This window comes from Bacillus multifaciens (assembly GCF_030756675.1).
Lineage (GTDB): Bacteria > Bacillota > Bacilli > Bacillales > Bacillaceae_G > Bacillus_A > Bacillus_A multifaciens.
Genome location: NZ_JAVBXD010000004.1, coordinates 62,934 through 80,406 on the forward strand (window position 1 = coordinate 62,934; position 17,473 = coordinate 80,406).

Below are 17,473 nucleotides of genomic sequence, written 5' to 3' on the forward strand. Positions count from 1 at the left end.
CTTTCAGTCAATCACTAATAAAGACGGACTTACATGAAAAGCAGCTTCTGTACATTTTTTTACATCTTCTACTGTGTATGGACTCATTAATTCTTGCAGCACTAATCCTTCCGACGTTACTTCCATTACTGCCATATCTGTAATAATTACGTCTACACATCGTTTTGATGTAAGCGGAAGTGTACATTCTGAAACAATTTTTGATTTCCCGTATTTATCGACATGATTCATGACAACAACAACACGTTTTGCTTTTTGCGCTAAATCCATTGCGCCACCTATTCCTGGTACACGCTTACCTGGTACAATCCAGTTTGCTAAGTCACCTTTTGCACTTACTTGCAGTGACCCGAGAATAGTAATATCAAGTAATCCTTTTCGAATCATCCCAAATGCTGTGCTGCTATCAAAATAACTAGCTCCGGCAATAATTGATGTTGGCAGGCCAGCCGCATTACATAAATTTTCATCCTCTTCCCCTTTTACAGGTGTTGGTCCCATACCAACAATGCCGTTTTCCGCATGAAACATAACATGCATATCATCTGGCAAATGATTCGGAATTAGAGATGGGATACCGATTCCTAAATTCACAATCATTCCATTTTGAATTTCCTTTGCTGCGCGCTTTGCAATTTTGTTGCGAACATCTACTCCCATGCCCATTTCCAGTTCACTCCTTCCGATGGAACGATATAATCAACAAATACACCAGGCGTAATAATTTCTTCTGGATCGAGTTCCCCAAGAGGAACAATTTCTTCAGCCTCGACAATCGTGATATCACCAGCCATCGCGACATGTGGATTCATATTGCGCGCACTTTTATCAAACACAAGGTTTCCAAACGGGTCTGCTTGTTTCGCAAACACGATAGACACTTCTGCTGTTAATGCTGTTTCAACCAAATATGTTTTCCCGCTTATTTCAACAGTTCGTTTTCCTTCTTCTATAATCGTATCCATCCCAACATCAACAAGAACACCACCAAGTCCGACTCCTCCAGCTCGAATTCGTTCTGCTAATGTACCTTGAGGGGAAAATTCAATCTTCAATTTCCCTTCATTTAATTGCCGTCCTGCATTTGGATTTGAACCAATATGTGATGTAATTAACGACTTTACACGCTCGTTTGTTACAAGGCGACCAATTCCTACATCAGGAAAACCTGTATCATTTCCGATTAAATGTAAATCATGAATTCCTTTATCTAAGATCGCTTGAATTAAAGAGGGAGGAGAACCAATTCCTCCAAACCCTCCAAACATAAGTGTCATTCCATCATGAAAACATGGCATAACATCTTGTATTGTTTTTAATTTTCCAAATGTATTTGTAATAGTTGTCATGCGATACTATGCCCTCCTTTTTGCGTCATTTCCTCTACACTTTTCGCAAAAATATGAAGTAGTTCATCAAGCTCTGCATATGTAGTCGTAAGCGGAGGCGCAACTAACAATGCACTATCTTCCTTACCTGCTTGCCCTGATACAGCTTGGTATAAGAGAAGACCATTTTTCGCCGCAACCGAAATAAGTTCAGATGCCTTTGTAAACGGTTGCAATTCTATCCCAATTAGAAAACCTTTCCCGCGTACATCAGCAATAATTGTCGATTGTTGTTGCACCTTTTGCAAACCTGCAATTAAATATTCCCCTTTTTCAGCAGTTTCTTCTGGCAAACGGTGCTTCTCTGTATACTCAATTACTGCTAAAGCTGTTGCTGAAGAAAGTGGATTTGCACTCAATGTATGCCCACTCATCACAGAACGAGACCCTCTTAAAATCGGTTCCATCACACGATCGCTTACCATTGTTGCAGCAATTGGCGCATAACCAGCTGCTAACCCTTTTCCGAGCGTCATAATATCTGGCTGGACCCCCCAATGTTCCATCGCAAACCATGCTCCCGTGCGGCCAAGCCCTGTCATCACTTCATCAGCAATAAATAAAATATCATAATGCTCACAAATATCCTTAATCACCTTATAATAATCTTTCGGTGGTACAACTGCTCCCCCAGCTGCACCGATAATCGGCTCCGCAATAAACGCTGCAATATGCTCTGCTCCAATACGTTCAATGGATCGCTCTAACTCAGTTGCGCACGAAAGTTGACATGTCGGATACACCTTTTGTACTGGACAACGGAAACAATACGGTGCTGGTAATGTCGGATAATCTTCCAATATAGAAACAAAACGTTGTCTACGTAGCGGATGCCCAGACATGGATAATGCTCCCATTGTAATTCCGTGATAACTCATCCAACGCGATAAAATTTTATGTTTCCCTTGGATACCACGCTCTTGAAAATGTTGAATTGCTATTTTCATTGCCGTTTCATTTGCCTCTGTACCACTATTCACGAAAAAGCTCCAATTTAAATCTCCCATATTTAAATCGCTCAGCTTCTTTGCGAGCTTCTCTGCCGGTTCACTCGTAAACTGCGAACGATATACAAAAGCAATTTCCTCTGCTTGCTGCTTAATAACTTCTGCAATCTCCATTACGCCATGACCAATACTTGCTGTTATCGCTCCTGACGAACCATCAAAATATTTATTACCATTTTGATCATATAAATAAACACCTTTCCCATGTGAAATCATCGGATACGGTTGACCAACAAGTGGCTTAATTAAGTAATCGCGCATGACGTTCCCCCCGTTTCTTCAACTCATATATAAATATGTAGAAAACCAATTCTTCTTTCATAAAAAAAAGAACTCTCCGCCTAAGCAGTGAATCTATTAAAAGCCATTATTATAAAATATAAAAATAAGTGCATAAAAATAAAATAGAAAGAAATTTCAGAAATAGCAATTTGCAATTTAACTACTCTCTCTACATCCCTCCCTATCTAAACGAAAACAGTAACTAAAAATTTCCTTACTCCTCTCTTCACATATATCATTTGAGGTGAAAACATGTTGCTAATGTGTAAACTTCGACAACACTCCAGGGATATTCCTTCTTGCTTCTTCATTTTATTTCATATACTTTCAAACAAATTTAGACAAATTTTTCACAAAAAGAAACTCGTCCTATGATAAGACGAGTTTCTTCTATTATATATTATCCCTCTACAACTTCTTCTCTTTTTTCTATTTTCGTTGTTAAGTATTCCACAATATTACGAGCAATATGAACACCGCATGCGCTTGCTTGTGCGAGACCGCGTGTGACTCCAGCACCGTCTCCTCCTAAGTATAATCCGGAAATTTCAGATTCAAAATGTTCATTTAGCTTTGGTCTTGCGGAATAGAATTTCGCTTCTACACCGTAAAATAATGTATGTTCAGATGCAATACCTGGTGTGACGTGATTTAATGCTTCTGTCATTTCAATTAAGCTTTTCATTGTATTGTATGGCAATACAAGACCTAAGTCTCCTGGTACTGCTTCTTTTAATGTCGGCTCAAGAAACCCTTCTTGAATACGCTTCGGCGTAGAACGGCGGCCTTTTAAAATGTCTCCATACTTTTGTACCGTAACACCTCCCATTGAAATACGATTTGCTAAGCGTGATACTTCATGTGCGTATTCGTTCGGCTGATCAAACGGTTCAGAAAATTGGTGTGATACTAAGAGCGCAAAGTTCGTATTATCACTTCCTAGTGCAGGGTCTTTGTATGCATGACCATTCGCTGTCATAATACCAGAATGATTTTCAACAACAACATGACCAGACGGGTTACTACAGAATGTGCGTACTCGCGTTCCTACAGATGTATTGAATACAAATTTACCTTCATAGAGATGCTTATTTATTTCTTCCATCACGATATTTGAAGTTTCAACGCGAACACCGATGTCTACTTGATTCGTGCTCATTTTCAAACGACGTTTTTTCATAATTTTTGTGAGCCAAACAGACCCATCACGACCTGGTACAATGACTACTTTTTTCGCAGATAGCATTGTTCCATCTTTTAAAACAATTCCGCGTACAGTATGCTCATTCTCTGCCTTTTCAGTAACAATGTCCTCTACTTCCACTTTAAATTTCATGTCAATTTTTTCTTTTAAATATTCAAAAATACTTTTTAAAATTTCTAAGTTTTGTTCTGTTCCTAAGTGACGAACTTGTGCACGCAATAGTTTTAATCCCGCTGCATAAGCACATTTTTCAATATCACGAACTTCATCCGTTAACGGATCTGTAATTGATGTAGTTGCGCCATGTGCTAAGTTAATTTCATCTACATATTTGATTAAGTCCATTACTGTCGATGGAGATAGATAATCTGTCATCCAACCACCGAATTCACTTGTAATGTTAAATTTACCATCTGAATATGCACCTGCTCCGCCAAAGCCATTTGTGATTGAGCATGCTGGTAAACATCCTGCAAACTCTTTCTTTCCAGCAGCAGGCGGACATTTCGTTATTTTCTTCTGAAGAATCGGACAATTACGCCGATAAATATCATGTCCTTTATCAATTAAAAGCACTTTTGCATCTGGCATTTTACCAATTGTTTCATAGCAAGCAAAAATTCCCGCAGGACCCGCACCTACAACAATTACATCATAGTTCGTATTCATATATTCATTCCCCCATTGCATTCCTTAGAAAATCCTTACTAAAGGTATCATGTTCCATTTGGAATGTCAACAGATTACACGAATTATATAGACCGATAAGCTTATAATGTTCGTGAAAATCGATATTACTTTATATTTTTTGGTTCAAAAAGGGTTTCTCACAAGAAAGAACCGATTAATCTATGATTAACCGGTTCACCATGACGCTCTTTCTGAATAACTAGAAGCGTACGCAAGTAGCTCCAATAATAATTAATAAAATAAATAACACAACGACAATCGCAAAGCCATATCCACAGCCTCCAGCGCCATAACCACCGTAGCCATATCCACAGCCTCCAGCGCCATAACCTGGATATCCTCCACCGTAACCCCACATAGTTTTTCACTCCTTACATCCATTTAAAATAGTTTACATTGACAAAATATGTCGGACAAACATCTTTTTGTATGTGTGTTTGCCTAGAAATAAAAAAAATCTCCATTTTATCTAGAGATTCCATCTCCTTAAAAGATCAGCAAGACTTTTTTTGCATATCTTCTCTTTGTACATGCATATAGTTGTAATAATGATAATAGAGGAGGCAAATCAATGAATACATCAGAAGTAGGAAAATATGTGCAGAAAGCTGCAATATATGAGCAACTTGCTTGTTATTACAAATATACAAATCCGCAAAAATATATAGAAGCATACTTAAAACACTATGAGGCGATGAAACAATTTGTACAAGCTTATGAGAATAGCCGTGTATCACCACCACATTCAAGTGAGCAATCCTTACCTTCTTACGTTCGAATCTTACACGGTTCTCCTGATTCATCTGCTGTAGATATCGTTATAAATGGTCAAAAAGTAGTAAAGAACATTTCATTTAAGCAATATAGTCCATATCTTTCACTTACACAAGGGCAATACCGCGTTGATATCGTACCTGCTGGCGGAGAAACTCCTATCTTTTCAACTCTCGTTCCTATAATGGGAAATCATGCATATACTCTTGCTGCAATTGGTAATGCTGATAAACTGCAACTGTTAACTTTAACTGATAATACACCGCTTCCATTTGGACAAGCAAAAATACGATTCGTTCAATTATCACCTGATGCACCTCAAGTAGATGTATCTTTAAAGGATGGGGAAAAACTGTTTGAAAAGGTTTCATTCAAACAAGCAACAGATTATTTACAAGTGAGTTCTGGCGTAGCAGATATTGAAATAACTGCTACTGGAACAAAAAACGTTATATTAACAATACCTGAAGTAAAAATTGAAGCAAATAAAATTTATACGATTGTTGCACTTGGTTATGTAAATAAATCTCCAAAACTGGAGAGTTTATTTGTGACAAATTAAATTTTTCTCAAACAAAAAACAGAATAGAAAAAATATTTAGTTTTGTTTATAATTATAGATGAATCTATATTTTCCCAGGAGGTTACACATGACTCAATTCGAAGAAAACTTAAAAAAATACGCGCAATTAGCTATACAAGTTGGGATTAATATTCAAGAAGGACAAACTCTCGTTATCTTTGCACCTATTACATCTTCTCGCCTAGTTCGTGAATTATCAAAGCAGGCCTATCAATCTGGAGCAAAAAATGTCCATGTTGAATACTCAGATGAGGAATTAACGCTAATTAAATACTTACATTCACCATTAGAAGGGTTGAAGGAATTCCCTCATTGGAAAGCAAAAGGACTTGTTGAATTAGCAAAAAACAATGCTGCTTTTTTATATATTGATGCGTCTAACCCTACACTTCTTCAAGATATTGATGCCGAAAGACTTGCAATTGCGATGAAAACAAATGTCTCGGGTATGAAGGAACTTACCGAATACCGAGTTAATAGTCAATGTAGCTGGTCAATTATCTCTGTCCCAACCATTGAATGGGCCTCACAAATCTTTCCTGAACTGGATGCTATAGAATGTGTCAATAAGCTATGGGAACTTATCTTTAAAATGACAAGAATAACTGATGATAACCCAATAGAGGCATGGAAAAATCATATTCAATTATTAAATAGTAAAGCACATCATTTAAATGAGAGAAATTATAAAAAGCTATATTATAAATCTGACAAAACAGATTTAACGATTGAACTTCCAGATAACCACAAATGGTTAAGTGCACAATTTCAAAATAAATTACATACACCGTTTATACCGAACATGCCTACAGAAGAAGTATTTACTGTCCCATTAAAAACAGGGGTAAACGGTGTTGTAGGAAGTACAAAACCCTTAAATTATGGCGGTACATTAATCAATAATTTCTCTCTGACTTTCCGTGAAGGAAAAATTGTTAATTATTCAGCTGAAACTGGCTATGAAAATTTGAAAAAATTGTTAGAAACAGATGAAGGAGCACTTCATTTAGGTGAAGTTGCTCTTGTTCCGCACAATTCCCCTATTTCTAATACTAACGTTGTCTTTTTCAACACATTATTTGATGAAAATGCATCCTGTCATCTTGCATTAGGCAGCGCACTCCCAATGTGTATTCAAGATGGTATTCATATGAGTAAAGAAGATCTTCAAAAAAGTGGATTAAATGATAGTATTACACATGTTGACTTTATGATTGGATCTGCCAACCTTGATATTGATGGTGAAACATCGGATGGAAAACTTGAGCCTATTTTTAGAAAAGGGAACTGGGCATTTTAATTTTTGTTTCAAAACATGAATTCTTTCATAAAAAACACACCGTTCAAAATGAGAACGGTGTGTTTTAAAATTTAACAGACGATCACACTCTGCTACTTCATAAAAAAATATATGAATTCATTTTAATTTTCCGACATACAAATCACTGCTACGCATGGCCAAATACTCTCGCCCTCTTAAATGAAAGACGTTTTACTTTTTATTATCATCGATACAATTATCCACAACTCTACTATTATTTCATTGTATTCTATATTCCTTTTTCAAATGAAATATGAAATTCTGTCCATTCTTCTGTTGACTTACATGTAATAGACCCTTTATGCTTTTCCACAATTTGTTTACAAACAAACAAACCAATTCCAGTTCCTAACTTCTTTGTAGTTACAAATGGTTCAAATATTGTTTCTATATTTTCTGCTGGAATCATCGGTCCATTATTTTTAATAAAAATATGTATTAATTCTTCATCTTCACACACATCAATAACAATTCTCTTACTTTCTTCCATTCCTTCAAGTGCGTCAATTGAGTTCATTAAAATATTTAAAAACACTTGCCTAACTTCACTTCGATACCCCGTAAACGATATTGGATGCGGCAAATTTTTCTCAATAGAAACATTTGCATTTACTAAACTCGGATATAGGAAGTGAATAATATCATGAAATAAATCATTCACCCAAAATCTCTCTGCTTCATTCCATATTTCTTTTTTTGAAACAAGTAAAAATTGAGAAATTCTAAAATTTAATTGATCAAGCTCATGTGAAATAATATCTAAATACGGGAGATGCGGCTGATCTGATTTTAACAACTTTACAAATCCCATAATAGATGTTAATGGATTACGAAATTCATGAACGAAACTTGCTGACATTTGACCTAATATTGTCAATCTCTCTTTATGTGTTTCGTTAATGAATTTTTGCTTTTCTTCCAAATTTTCCGATATAATTTCTGAGTATTTCAAAACCGTATAATAAATTAAACGATCAAAACAAATATGTATCTTTCCCATAATTGGTTTTAGTTCACGAGCACTTACATCTAATTCACACATTGCTTCAAATAATTCATTCCGTCCTACATTCGCATTATAGACAAAATCGCCAATATTTGCGTCCGTCCCCGCACGTTCAATAGCAATTTTTTCACATAATGGTCTAATGAGTTCAATATCTTCCTCACTCATAATAAGCTTAATCATTAAAGATAACAATTTTTCTCCGTTCTCAAAAATTTCTTGTTTAAAAGGATCATTTTCTGAAATAATAATTTTGTTTTTCCAGTTCTCTACAAATTGCTGATTATTCTTTTCTAAATACGTGCAAAACATTTTACTAATATCTTTATCGATCGGAAAAACCCCCATTCCCTCCATCTCCATACGAAAAATACCCTATATATTTTGAATATTAACACAAAAAACATTTTTCGTTAAGAGATTATTGTCACATTTTGTTATTTCATGTTGATAAAATTTTTCAATAAAGTATGTGAAATTATTTTTTTGCATACTTTTTATTTTTTTCATACAATAGAAACAGGAAAGGTGTGAAAAAAATGACAAATAAAAATGTGGAAGACTACCTTCAAGAAGGCATTCACGGACAAAAACAAAACAAACCTGAAGAGCGTAACATGTTTTTAAGCACATTGCGTGAACGTGTGGAAATTGCGTTAACGATTGGACAAGTCATGCAAACGAACGTATATCCAGAAATAAAAAAATCAATGAGTTCTTCTCAAGGGTTAACATTGTATGTGAACGGAAACATCGCTTACCCACATTTATCCAAATACATTAAATTAGCAAATGAAAAACAAGTACCTTTTACAATTGTACAAAATAAAGATGCACATACACCAATTGGACTTGTTCTCGCACATGATACAGCGGTAGAAGCAGAACATATTTATGTAGAAGATGAAATTTACAAGCAAGAGATGAACTGACAAAATACGCCCGACCTCTAAACGGGCGTATTTTTGTGAATTCTTTACGATAAAATGGACATTCCATCAACGGATTCCCTCTCTGAATCTTGAGGTGGGACAAATAGCGGGATAAACTAAACCGTTAAGGTAAAGGTTATGAACTAACTTGTTCTTGAAATGAAACCGGTTGTTCTACTACTTCTACAGGCTGGATTGCAGGTTGCTTTGTCACTTCAATTTGTTTAATATAATGTCCATCTAATTCAACAATACGAAACTTATAATTTTCAATATCAATACTATCACCTTGTTCAATTTCCAGATGTTCTGTTAAAATCCAACCCCCAATTGTATCAACGTCTTCATCGTCAATTGAAAGTCCTAATAATGCATTAACTTCACTTACAAGCACTTTTCCTTCTAAAATTGTTTTTGTTTCACTAATGCGCTGAATTTCTGGCTTTTCATCCGTATCAAATTCATCTTGAATGTCACCAACAATTTCTTCTAATATATCTTCAACTGTTACAAGTCCAGACGTTCCGCCGTACTCATTCACTAAAATTGCCATATGTGTACGCTCCCGTTGCATTTTTACAAATAAATCATGGATAGCGATGGATTCAATAATTTGAATAACCGGACGGGCATACTGTGCGACAGTTTCTTTTTTTGTGCCATCATGTTTCACAAAATCTGTGAAAATATCTTTAAAGTTTACAAAACCAATAACATGATCTTTATCACCGTCAATGACAGGATATCGCGTATATTTCTCATTTGACATCATTTTCATTGCTTCCATTACAGATTGCTCTTTCTCTAAAATTACCATTTCTGTACGTGGAACCATTATTTCTTTCGCAATTCGATCGTCAAATTCGAAAATGTTATTCACATATTTATATTCTGATTGATTAATTTCACCGTTTTTGTAACTTTCTGATACAAGTATACGTAACTCTTCTTCTGAATGTACTGCTTCATGCTTTTGCATTGGTTTTAAGCCAAACATTCTCGTAACAATGCGTGCTGAACCATTCAATGTCCAAATAAGAGGATACGCAAGTCGATAGAAAAAGATAAGCGGTCTTGCAACTGATAAGCTAATCCATTCCGCCTTCTGAATCGCCAATGTTTTCGGAGCTAGTTCGCCTACGACAACGTGAAGAAAGGTAATGAACATAAAAGCTAGAAAAACAGATAAAATGGATGTCACCGAGGGAGGCACTTCCAATTTTGTAAAAATCGGATCCAGCATACGTTTCACTGTCGGTTCTCCTAACCATCCAAGGCCGAGCGCTGTCACTGTAATCCCTAACTGACATGCTGATAAATACTCGTCTAAGTTTGTAATGACTGTTTTCGCGGCAGTTGCACGTTTGTTTCCTTCTGCAATTAAATAATCGATGCGTGAGCTCCTAACCTTAACAATTGCAAATTCAGACGCAACGAAAAAAGCAGTTAAGGCAATTAAAACAATCACCATACTTATACTAAATATGTCCAAATACATTTCCTTACCCACTTCGTAAGTAAGGAAGCCACCTCCTAATTATTTTATTCTAAAAACAGCTTCTCTAACAATCTTACAAGTTTCTACACTAGTAATTCCCTTTTATACATTATATGCATACATCAAAAAGATATTTACGTTTAATGATAACGAAACTTATACTCTCCGTCAAATAAGAGAAACGACTGGATTTAGACAACTTTTTTTCATTTTCGCGATGTTTTTTACGAAAAAAATATTTTTGTCAAAAAGCACTTTCTTTGCCGATTTCTCACTTCTTTTGTCAGTCATGCAGGGAACGAACGAGTTATCACGAAACCTTCTAACTAATGAGACATAGGAGGGGTTATTGTGGAGTATAAAACGCCGATGATTGCTAAAACGTTAGGTATTAGTCCAAAAGCTGTTATCCGTCTTGCACAACAAATCGGATTAGAATTGAAAAAAAATAAATTGGGCCACTATGTTTTTTACGAAAATGATTTACAACAACTGCTTGAGTTTCAACGCTCTGCACCAAGTCAAAAACATGAATCATCTTCCTATCATGCTGCTGAAGCAGCACCGCCAAATGAAATGCAGCAATTTATTAAAGAATTACAACAAGTTTCCTTACGCTTAGATCGGCTAGAAGAAAAGCTACAAGACAAAGCAGATGACGTCGTAAGTTATCAGTTGTTACAACACCGTAATGAAATGGAAGAAATGCACGCAAAAATTGCCCAATTAGAAACAGCACTTAAACGAAAAGAATCCATCTATATTACACCAGAAGTAGCGGCAGCAAAACAAGAAGAAAAACCAAAGCGTCGTAAAATGATTTTAAGCATTTTTGGATTTTAATATATGTAATGAAAAAGGTGATGTTCATCGAACATCACCTTTTTCATTATGATAACATCGCTTTCATATCTTCTGCTGCTGTTGTAATGAGTTGTAAACGAAATGCGTCTTGTAACACCTGTAGTACACCTGGTGATATAAACTCTGGTGCTTTCGGACCGATACGAATATCTTGAATACCAAGACTAAATAATCCAAGTAAAATAGCTACAGCCTTTTGCTCAAACCAAGACAATACAATGCTGACTGGTAGCTCATTCACTTCACATTGAAATGCTTCCGCTAAAGCGGCTGCAATTTTCACTGTTGAAATCGAATTATTACATTGACCGAGATCAATATAACGCGGTATATTCGTTCCTGGCACAACGCCATAATCTACGTCATTAAAGCGGAATTTCCCGCAAGACGTCGTGAGAATAACTGTTTCTGGTGGTAAAGATGTTGCTAATTCCCGATAATATTCTCCGCCCTTTCCAGGTGCATCACAACCAGCGATGACAAAGAAACGTTGAATTTTACCAGCTTTTACCGCATCAATAATTTCTGGTGCAAGCGATAATACGGTTTCATGGTGAAATCCTGTTGTTAACTGTTCTTCTGATTCCATTTGGACATCTGGAAGCTCCAACGCCGTTTCAATAAGCGATGTAAAATCATTATTTTCAATTTTACGTACTCCCTCTAGTCCTGCAACATCATAGGAAAAGAAACGATTTGCATATGTTCCTTTAATTGGCATCACACAATTTGTCGTTGCTAATATAGCCCCTGAAAATTTTTCGAATAAACGGCGCTGATCATACCAAGCCTTTCCGATATTCCCCTTTAAATGCACATATTTTTTTAACTGCGGATAACCATGTGCTGGCAGCATTTCAGAATGTGTATAAATATTGATACCTGTTCCTTCTGTTTGCTTTAATAACTCTTCTAGTGCAAATAAATTATGTCCTGTAACAACAATTGCTTTTCCATAAGCACGATTTTGTGTAATTTGTACTGGCTCCGGCACTCCGAAATGATCAGTATGTGCCTTATCAAGTAATTCCATCACGCGAATCGCGGCTTTCCCAACTTTCATTGCCATTTCTAAGTGTTCTTGTTCATTAAAGTTTGAATTTGTTAACGTCATATATAACGCTTCATGCGTTACTGCATCTACAAAAGGGTCTGTATATCCAAGCTGCGCTGCATGAGTACGATATGCAGCAATTCCTTTTAAAGCAAAGACAATAATATCTTGTAAGCTTGCAATGCTTTCATCTTTTCCACAAACTCCGATAATTTTACATCCTCCGGTAGGCGTTTGTTCACATTGATGACAAAACATCATTCCCATCCCCTCTCTAGCGATTTTTATAGTGTAAGCGTAATACAAATCACTATTGAAAGATGTGATGATAATCACATGGAATGATGCAATTTTGTGACAACATTCATCTTGTTAACATAATGTTTTTACTGCTTTCTTTAATCAATGTTTGTGCATGTGCATTTCCTTGAATCACATCACGAAATTCTTTCAAAGAATACATATGTGTCAATCCTTTCATAACATGAATACAAACTGGTACACCTTGTAGTGCATCATTAACAGCAAATGCATCATCGATAGGCTCTATTGGGAACCCTAATGAACGTAAGTACATATACATACGCTTTGTTACAACTGCAATATACCACTCTGCTTTTACTTCTAATGCATGTATAAATAAAATCGTCGCTAGTTGCTTAAATTGTCCTCGACCGCGAGATGTTTTTGCAATACTTAACTTTCCAATTTCATATACGTTTTTTAATCCTTTTATATATTCATTTTCAGAAAACGGATAAAAAAACTCGGAATTTGATTGTTCAGGTGCTAAATAATGTATGCATTCAACAGTTCCGATATAATGATTATCCTCTATCAATAAAAATCTTGAAGGTGTTAAATTTCGTTCTACAAACATTATGTTTCGTTCTTCACAAAAATCTCCCCATAATTGCTCGAACCAAAAATGTTCTTCCTTTGTTTGAACACGTTGGAACATACTTCCCCGCCTTTCCTATCACCCTTTACTTATTTGTTAGCGCTTTCATCATCTATCATATAAAAAGAAAACTTGCTATGCAAGAAAAACTATTTTACTAATTCATAATTCCTGTATTACTTTTATATTTATACAAAAAAAATCCAAAAAAACATGACAATATTTACAAAAAATCGTTACATTTTGAAAATTTTCTCTTCATCTCAAAATTTTAAAAACACAAGAAGAAAAATATGAAACCCCCATTGATGGAAGTTTCACTTTATCCCTGCTAACCAGTGCTGTAAAATATTTATTAATTCTTTTTTTCCTGCCACCCTCTCTTCTCCTTTTTTTGTTTTATACGGGTACAATTGTAAAAATACACCGCAACCTGCTTCAATTTTTTTAGCATGCATATTACTACCTGGATATACACATATAACTTCATAAATTGCTCGGCGGTGAAATAGGCATTTTCCATTTTTCTCTTCTACATATTTAATTGACCAATATTTGTACATCTGCTCGGTTGCTTTCGTATTCCCAACTGGTTGAAAAATGTTATACATCGGACTATATTTCACCTCAACTATAATAGATGATTGATATTTATAAGCAGTTTCCTCTCGCTTATAACAATCAATACGAATATCCGGTTTTTTTGTATCCTCTCCATTATAAAAATGACTTTGTTTACTGAGCGCAATAAGCGGGTGCGTTTCAATTAAATCATTAAATACTACATGCAACTGCAAATCTTTGTCTTCCAACACAATTGTTGTACCATCTTGTAAACCATCTAAATAAAAATACGATTGAATTTGCTCTGCAATTGACAGATAATCATTAAAACCAAGTTCTTGTAAAATTGCCACAACAGTAAAATAGGCATAATACTCATAAATTAAAAATGTCGGCTTATAAACAAATAAAAATAATGGTTCTAATTCATTGTGCTGCACCGAAAATTCAAGCTGATGTAATAATTGATGGTAAACAGGAGGCAACGAATGTGTCGTAAGTGTACTTTCTTCCCGAACCTCCCTCAAAAACGGTGTATATAAAAGGCTTGAAAAATACGTTAGTGTACTTTGCAAAATTGTATAAAGTACCTTATATTCTTGAATTTTCATAGCCATTTTGCGTAAGTCTGTGTCTTTTAACAAGTGAATGTTACGATATTTTTGTTTGTCTCGCTCCGTTACAGAACCATTTCGCTCAATCGTTTGTAAAATCGTATGCACTGCTTTTTTCTCGTCTCTTCGCGTTTGCTGTGCCCTCTCTAATTTCTGAATCGTTTCGCGCAAAAATAAATCAATTTCTAATAGCTGATTATAAAACAACTTCGTTTTATATTTTACATAGCCGTTCACTTTATCATTCTTTTTCTCCGTAAAACGGCGATTATACCACTTTTCATACGGTTTTTTCTCGCGTATAATGGTGCTTTTTCTTCCCTGCTTTCTCTCTCGCATTTCCCATATATATTCCACTTCAAAATTTACTTTTTGCTGCACTTCATAATATAACTGCTTTATTTTTTTCATTTTTTGCGGCAACATCCGGAGCATACGCATATATGAATAATCTTCAATATCTGCAAATGTAACAAATGTCTTTTTATAGTATCCTCGATCTAAAATGATCCCACTTAGCACAGACTTTACATATTGCTGAATTAACTCTAATTGATCATCAAAAAAATTTTTCGGAACAATTTGAAATGCGCCGTAAAACAACTCTTCTCCAATCTGCACTTCAAAATGATATACACCACAGCGCCATGGATATAAATAATCCGTTTTCCCATGCTCATACAGTAAAATAGTACGTTGTTTTTCATGCAGTTCATATTTCCATTCCATATGTTGCTTTTGTCCTTCATATACTTTATTCCAAGTAAACGTAATCTTTATTGGATATTGTGATTGTATATGTAGCCGAAGCGGTTTTAATTCTTGTACTTTGTACACACACGACGAAATCGTAACAGGTGATACGCAAAGTTTATTTAATACAATATGTTCACCCTTCTCTTCTGCTCCTACTATCAATTTCAATACAAACGGAAGCCTCTCTCCTGTTTCTATAATTTCTGTCTCATACATACTTTCATTTGACATAACCGTATAACTCCAATTCCCGCCGTTTTTGTTTCAAATACAACAACGAGTGCTCAAAAGTTGATACACGATTTGCAAATGATGATTGTAATAATTGTACAAGAGACACTTCTTTTTTCCCCTCTTCCCGAAGCAATGTCCCTATTGTAGCTTCTGTACCACGTAACTTCGTTAAAATACGTTGTTTGATTTGTAAGTCAAATGCTTCTTCACGGCTTATTAATAAAGTTCCCTCTTCATCGCATGGTATATTTTGCAAATAACAAGCGATTCCTGACGCAACGCGAAAAGAAATTCCTTTTGACGCATCGTGAAGAAATAACAGCTGATGCATTTTATCTAACAACTCCACTTCTTCTTCTGTAAACACATTAAGCATTGCCTTATGATGAACCCAGTTTATTCGAAATTCTAGAGCTGGAATAGAAAATGCAAACGGACGAGGTAGCACTTTTCTCTCAATCATACTCATCTCACAAAATGGAATTTTTTGAAGGAATACAACATTTACACGATCCAATAAACGGTCGGATAACTCTTTTGTTGTTTCATCAAAATTAACTGTACCAACAAAAATAATATTATCACCAATTTCTATTTGTGATGGCACATCCTGTTCTTTTCCATTATCCGCTGCATACAAAGATAAAATACGATTTTTCCGCTCCAACTGTAAGAGTGATAAAAAAGGAGTAAACCAATGTTCAATATATGACAAGTTCATTTCATCGAATGCAATAATATATAATTGATTTGGATTTTCATATGCTTCTAAAAGCGTTCGAACAAGTTTTGTTTCACTTTCCATATATGTTCCGTTTGAATGGAGATAACCTAGCACATCATGCGGTTCTTGATAGGACGGTGAGACTGGAACCCAAATGAACTCTTTCCCAAATGCTAATCCGAGTGCTTCCGCATAGGCTTGCACAAACTGTGATTTCCCGATTCCAGGCATACCACCTACTATTGTTAATAAATTTGTCTTTACACAAATATGAAAATTGTAAATATCGCTTTCATCAATATATAATTCTTTTTCTGCGAGAATTTGCTTCACATATTGTATAAAAGAATATTCACGTTCATTCCATTCCTTTTCTTTTTCTTGTCTGCTTGTATCGATAATTTCAATTGTTTTGCCGTTCTCTTTTATTTGTTTTTCTAATTGTTCATATACTTCTGTTCGAACAAAAAATAAGCTATTCTCAACATTCATATCGACATACTGCACCCAATCATCAATATCAAGGTAACGGGCATCCCTTCCCTGTTCTCGATATGCAATGGCACTAATAGAAGGCTTTAAAGTTACATTTCCATATATCCGTCCTTCATACCATAACAACTCTGGTGCACCCAAATCATGAGGGAATTTTGGTACTAGAAATGAAACATATCCTTTCCCAAGCTTTCTTTCAAATACTTCTCTTTCCTTTAAAACTGATAGTTTAGGTGAAGGAATCATTTTATAGGAATTTGCTATGTCTCGTTCTTCACAACGTATTAGTTCTGCATATAAATTGCCACTTGTATATGAAAGCCGGAATAATAACAATTGTTTCTCTCGGTTTCTTTCTTTTATACTCGCAAAAAATTTTTCATTTTGTTTATTTTTATTTAGACCCTCAAAGATATTACAACCTTCTCCAAAAGCTGCCTCAATTATATTTGGAATTGGTGAAAGACAAACGACAAAAAATGATCCCTCCTTCTGTTCTTCTGCGAATTTTCCGACAAAACGCATATGCTGCAATCTCTTTACAAAACTTGGATGAAGAGGTTTCTCTAATTTCATCTTTTT

General features: G+C 35.3%; 15 protein-coding genes. 4 read left to right on the plus strand and 11 right to left on the minus strand.

Going from position 1 to position 17,473, the window contains the following annotated elements:
* Window positions 1-3: 3 nt before the first annotated feature.
* The 5 genes from Q9306_RS04360 to yjcZ form a co-directional block, all read right to left on the minus strand.
* Window positions 4-666: a CoA transferase subunit B gene (locus tag Q9306_RS04360; protein ID WP_306195665.1), complete on the minus strand. Its 663-nt coding sequence runs from the start codon at window positions 664-666 to the stop codon at window positions 4-6.
* Complete coding sequence (locus tag Q9306_RS04365) at window positions 651-1,349, minus strand: CoA transferase subunit A (protein ID WP_306195667.1); 699 nt, start codon at window positions 1,347-1,349, stop codon at window positions 651-653. The genes Q9306_RS04360 and Q9306_RS04365 overlap by 16 nt, the downstream gene beginning before the upstream one ends.
* A complete protein-coding gene (locus Q9306_RS04370) occupies window positions 1,346-2,656 on the minus strand; it encodes an aspartate aminotransferase family protein (RefSeq protein ID WP_306195669.1) in 1,311 nt (436 codons plus the stop codon). The genes Q9306_RS04365 and Q9306_RS04370 overlap by 4 nt, the downstream gene beginning before the upstream one ends.
* Before the next feature lie 421 nt (window positions 2,657-3,077).
* Window positions 3,078-4,550, minus strand: coding sequence for an NAD(P)/FAD-dependent oxidoreductase (locus Q9306_RS04375; protein ID WP_306195671.1), 1,473 nt, complete (start codon window positions 4,548-4,550; stop codon window positions 3,078-3,080).
* 220 nt (window positions 4,551-4,770) lie between these two features.
* Window positions 4,771-4,929, minus strand: a complete 159-nt coding sequence (gene yjcZ / locus Q9306_RS04380) for a sporulation protein YjcZ (protein ID WP_098918304.1) — start codon at window positions 4,927-4,929, stop codon at window positions 4,771-4,773.
* A 213-nt stretch (window positions 4,930-5,142) separates the two neighbouring features.
* Here yjcZ and Q9306_RS04385 point away from each other — a divergent pair, with 213 nt between their 5' ends.
* Together Q9306_RS04385 and Q9306_RS04390 are read left to right on the plus strand one after the other, a co-directional pair.
* Window positions 5,143-5,907 carry a DUF4397 domain-containing protein gene (locus Q9306_RS04385; RefSeq protein ID WP_306195675.1) on the plus strand — a complete coding sequence of 255 codons (765 nt, stop codon included), beginning with the start codon at window positions 5,143-5,145 and terminating at the stop codon, window positions 5,905-5,907.
* 88 nt (window positions 5,908-5,995) lie between these two features.
* Window positions 5,996-7,228 carry an aminopeptidase gene (locus Q9306_RS04390; protein WP_306195678.1) on the plus strand — a complete coding sequence of 411 codons (1,233 nt, stop codon included), beginning with the start codon at window positions 5,996-5,998 and terminating at the stop codon, window positions 7,226-7,228.
* Between the two features lie 250 nt (window positions 7,229-7,478).
* Here Q9306_RS04390 and Q9306_RS04395 read toward each other — a convergent pair whose 3' ends face one another.
* On the minus strand, window positions 7,479-8,618 hold the full coding sequence (locus Q9306_RS04395) for a BA2291 family sporulation histidine kinase (protein WP_306195680.1): 1,140 nt from the start codon (window positions 8,616-8,618) through the stop codon (window positions 7,479-7,481).
* A gap of 176 nt (window positions 8,619-8,794) precedes the next feature.
* On the opposite strand from Q9306_RS04395, the gene Q9306_RS04400 reads away from it, so the two are divergent.
* Window positions 8,795-9,187, plus strand: coding sequence for a YueI family protein (locus Q9306_RS04400; RefSeq protein WP_306195683.1), 393 nt, complete (start codon window positions 8,795-8,797; stop codon window positions 9,185-9,187).
* 136 nt (window positions 9,188-9,323) lie between these two features.
* Here the strand turns inward: Q9306_RS04400 and Q9306_RS04405 are convergent, their stop codons facing one another.
* Window positions 9,324-10,679, minus strand: coding sequence for a hemolysin family protein (locus tag Q9306_RS04405; protein WP_306195946.1), 1,356 nt, complete (start codon window positions 10,677-10,679; stop codon window positions 9,324-9,326).
* 357 nt (window positions 10,680-11,036) lie between these two features.
* Between Q9306_RS04405 and Q9306_RS04410 the strand changes: the two genes are divergently transcribed.
* Window positions 11,037-11,528, plus strand: coding sequence for a chromosome segregation protein (locus Q9306_RS04410; protein ID WP_306195685.1), 492 nt, complete (start codon window positions 11,037-11,039; stop codon window positions 11,526-11,528).
* 46 nt (window positions 11,529-11,574) lie between these two features.
* Here the strand turns inward: Q9306_RS04410 and hcp are convergent, their stop codons facing one another.
* The 4 genes from hcp to Q9306_RS04430 form a co-directional block, all read right to left on the minus strand.
* Window positions 11,575-12,861, minus strand: coding sequence for a hydroxylamine reductase (hcp, locus tag Q9306_RS04415; protein WP_306195687.1), 1,287 nt, complete (start codon window positions 12,859-12,861; stop codon window positions 11,575-11,577).
* Window positions 12,862-12,967: 106 nt separating this feature from the next.
* On the minus strand, window positions 12,968-13,564 hold the full coding sequence (locus Q9306_RS04420; RefSeq protein ID WP_306195691.1) for a hypothetical protein: 597 nt from the start codon (window positions 13,562-13,564) through the stop codon (window positions 12,968-12,970).
* 257 nt (window positions 13,565-13,821) lie between these two features.
* A complete protein-coding gene (locus Q9306_RS04425; protein WP_306195695.1) occupies window positions 13,822-15,669 on the minus strand; it encodes a hypothetical protein in 1,848 nt (615 codons plus the stop codon).
* On the minus strand, window positions 15,659-17,467 hold the full coding sequence (locus tag Q9306_RS04430; RefSeq protein ID WP_306195697.1) for a DUF8727 domain-containing protein: 1,809 nt from the start codon (window positions 17,465-17,467) through the stop codon (window positions 15,659-15,661). The genes Q9306_RS04425 and Q9306_RS04430 overlap by 11 nt, the downstream gene beginning before the upstream one ends.
* Window positions 17,468-17,473 lie beyond the last annotated feature (6 nt).

Excerpts from the sequence above, each read along its gene's own strand:
- Q9306_RS04360 (WP_306195665.1), bottom strand. The coding sequence starts at position 666 with ATGGGCATGGGAGTAGATGTTCGCAACAAAATTGCAAAGCGCGCAGCA.
- Q9306_RS04365 (WP_306195667.1), bottom strand. The coding sequence starts at position 1,349 with ATGACAACTATTACAAATACATTTGGAAAATTAAAAACAATACAAGAT.
- Q9306_RS04370 (WP_306195669.1), bottom strand. The coding sequence starts at position 2,656 with ATGCGCGATTACTTAATTAAGCCACTTGTTGGTCAACCGTATCCGATG.
- Q9306_RS04375 (WP_306195671.1), bottom strand. The coding sequence starts at position 4,550 with ATGAATACGAACTATGATGTAATTGTTGTAGGTGCGGGTCCTGCGGGA.
- yjcZ (WP_098918304.1), bottom strand. The coding sequence starts at position 4,929 with ATGTGGGGTTACGGTGGAGGATATCCAGGTTATGGCGCTGGAGGCTGT.
- Q9306_RS04385 (WP_306195675.1), top strand. The coding sequence starts at position 5,143 with ATGAATACATCAGAAGTAGGAAAATATGTGCAGAAAGCTGCAATATAT.
- Q9306_RS04390 (WP_306195678.1), top strand. The coding sequence starts at position 5,996 with ATGACTCAATTCGAAGAAAACTTAAAAAAATACGCGCAATTAGCTATA.
- Q9306_RS04395 (WP_306195680.1), bottom strand. The coding sequence starts at position 8,618 with ATGGAGATGGAGGGAATGGGGGTTTTTCCGATCGATAAAGATATTAGT.
- Q9306_RS04400 (WP_306195683.1), top strand. The coding sequence starts at position 8,795 with ATGACAAATAAAAATGTGGAAGACTACCTTCAAGAAGGCATTCACGGA.
- hcp (WP_306195687.1), bottom strand. The coding sequence starts at position 12,861 with ATGTTTTGTCATCAATGTGAACAAACGCCTACCGGAGGATGTAAAATT.
- Q9306_RS04420 (WP_306195691.1), bottom strand. The coding sequence starts at position 13,564 with ATGTTCCAACGTGTTCAAACAAAGGAAGAACATTTTTGGTTCGAGCAA.
- Q9306_RS04425 (WP_306195695.1), bottom strand. The coding sequence starts at position 15,669 with ATGTCAAATGAAAGTATGTATGAGACAGAAATTATAGAAACAGGAGAG.
- Q9306_RS04430 (WP_306195697.1), bottom strand. The coding sequence starts at position 17,467 with ATGAAATTAGAGAAACCTCTTCATCCAAGTTTTGTAAAGAGATTGCAG.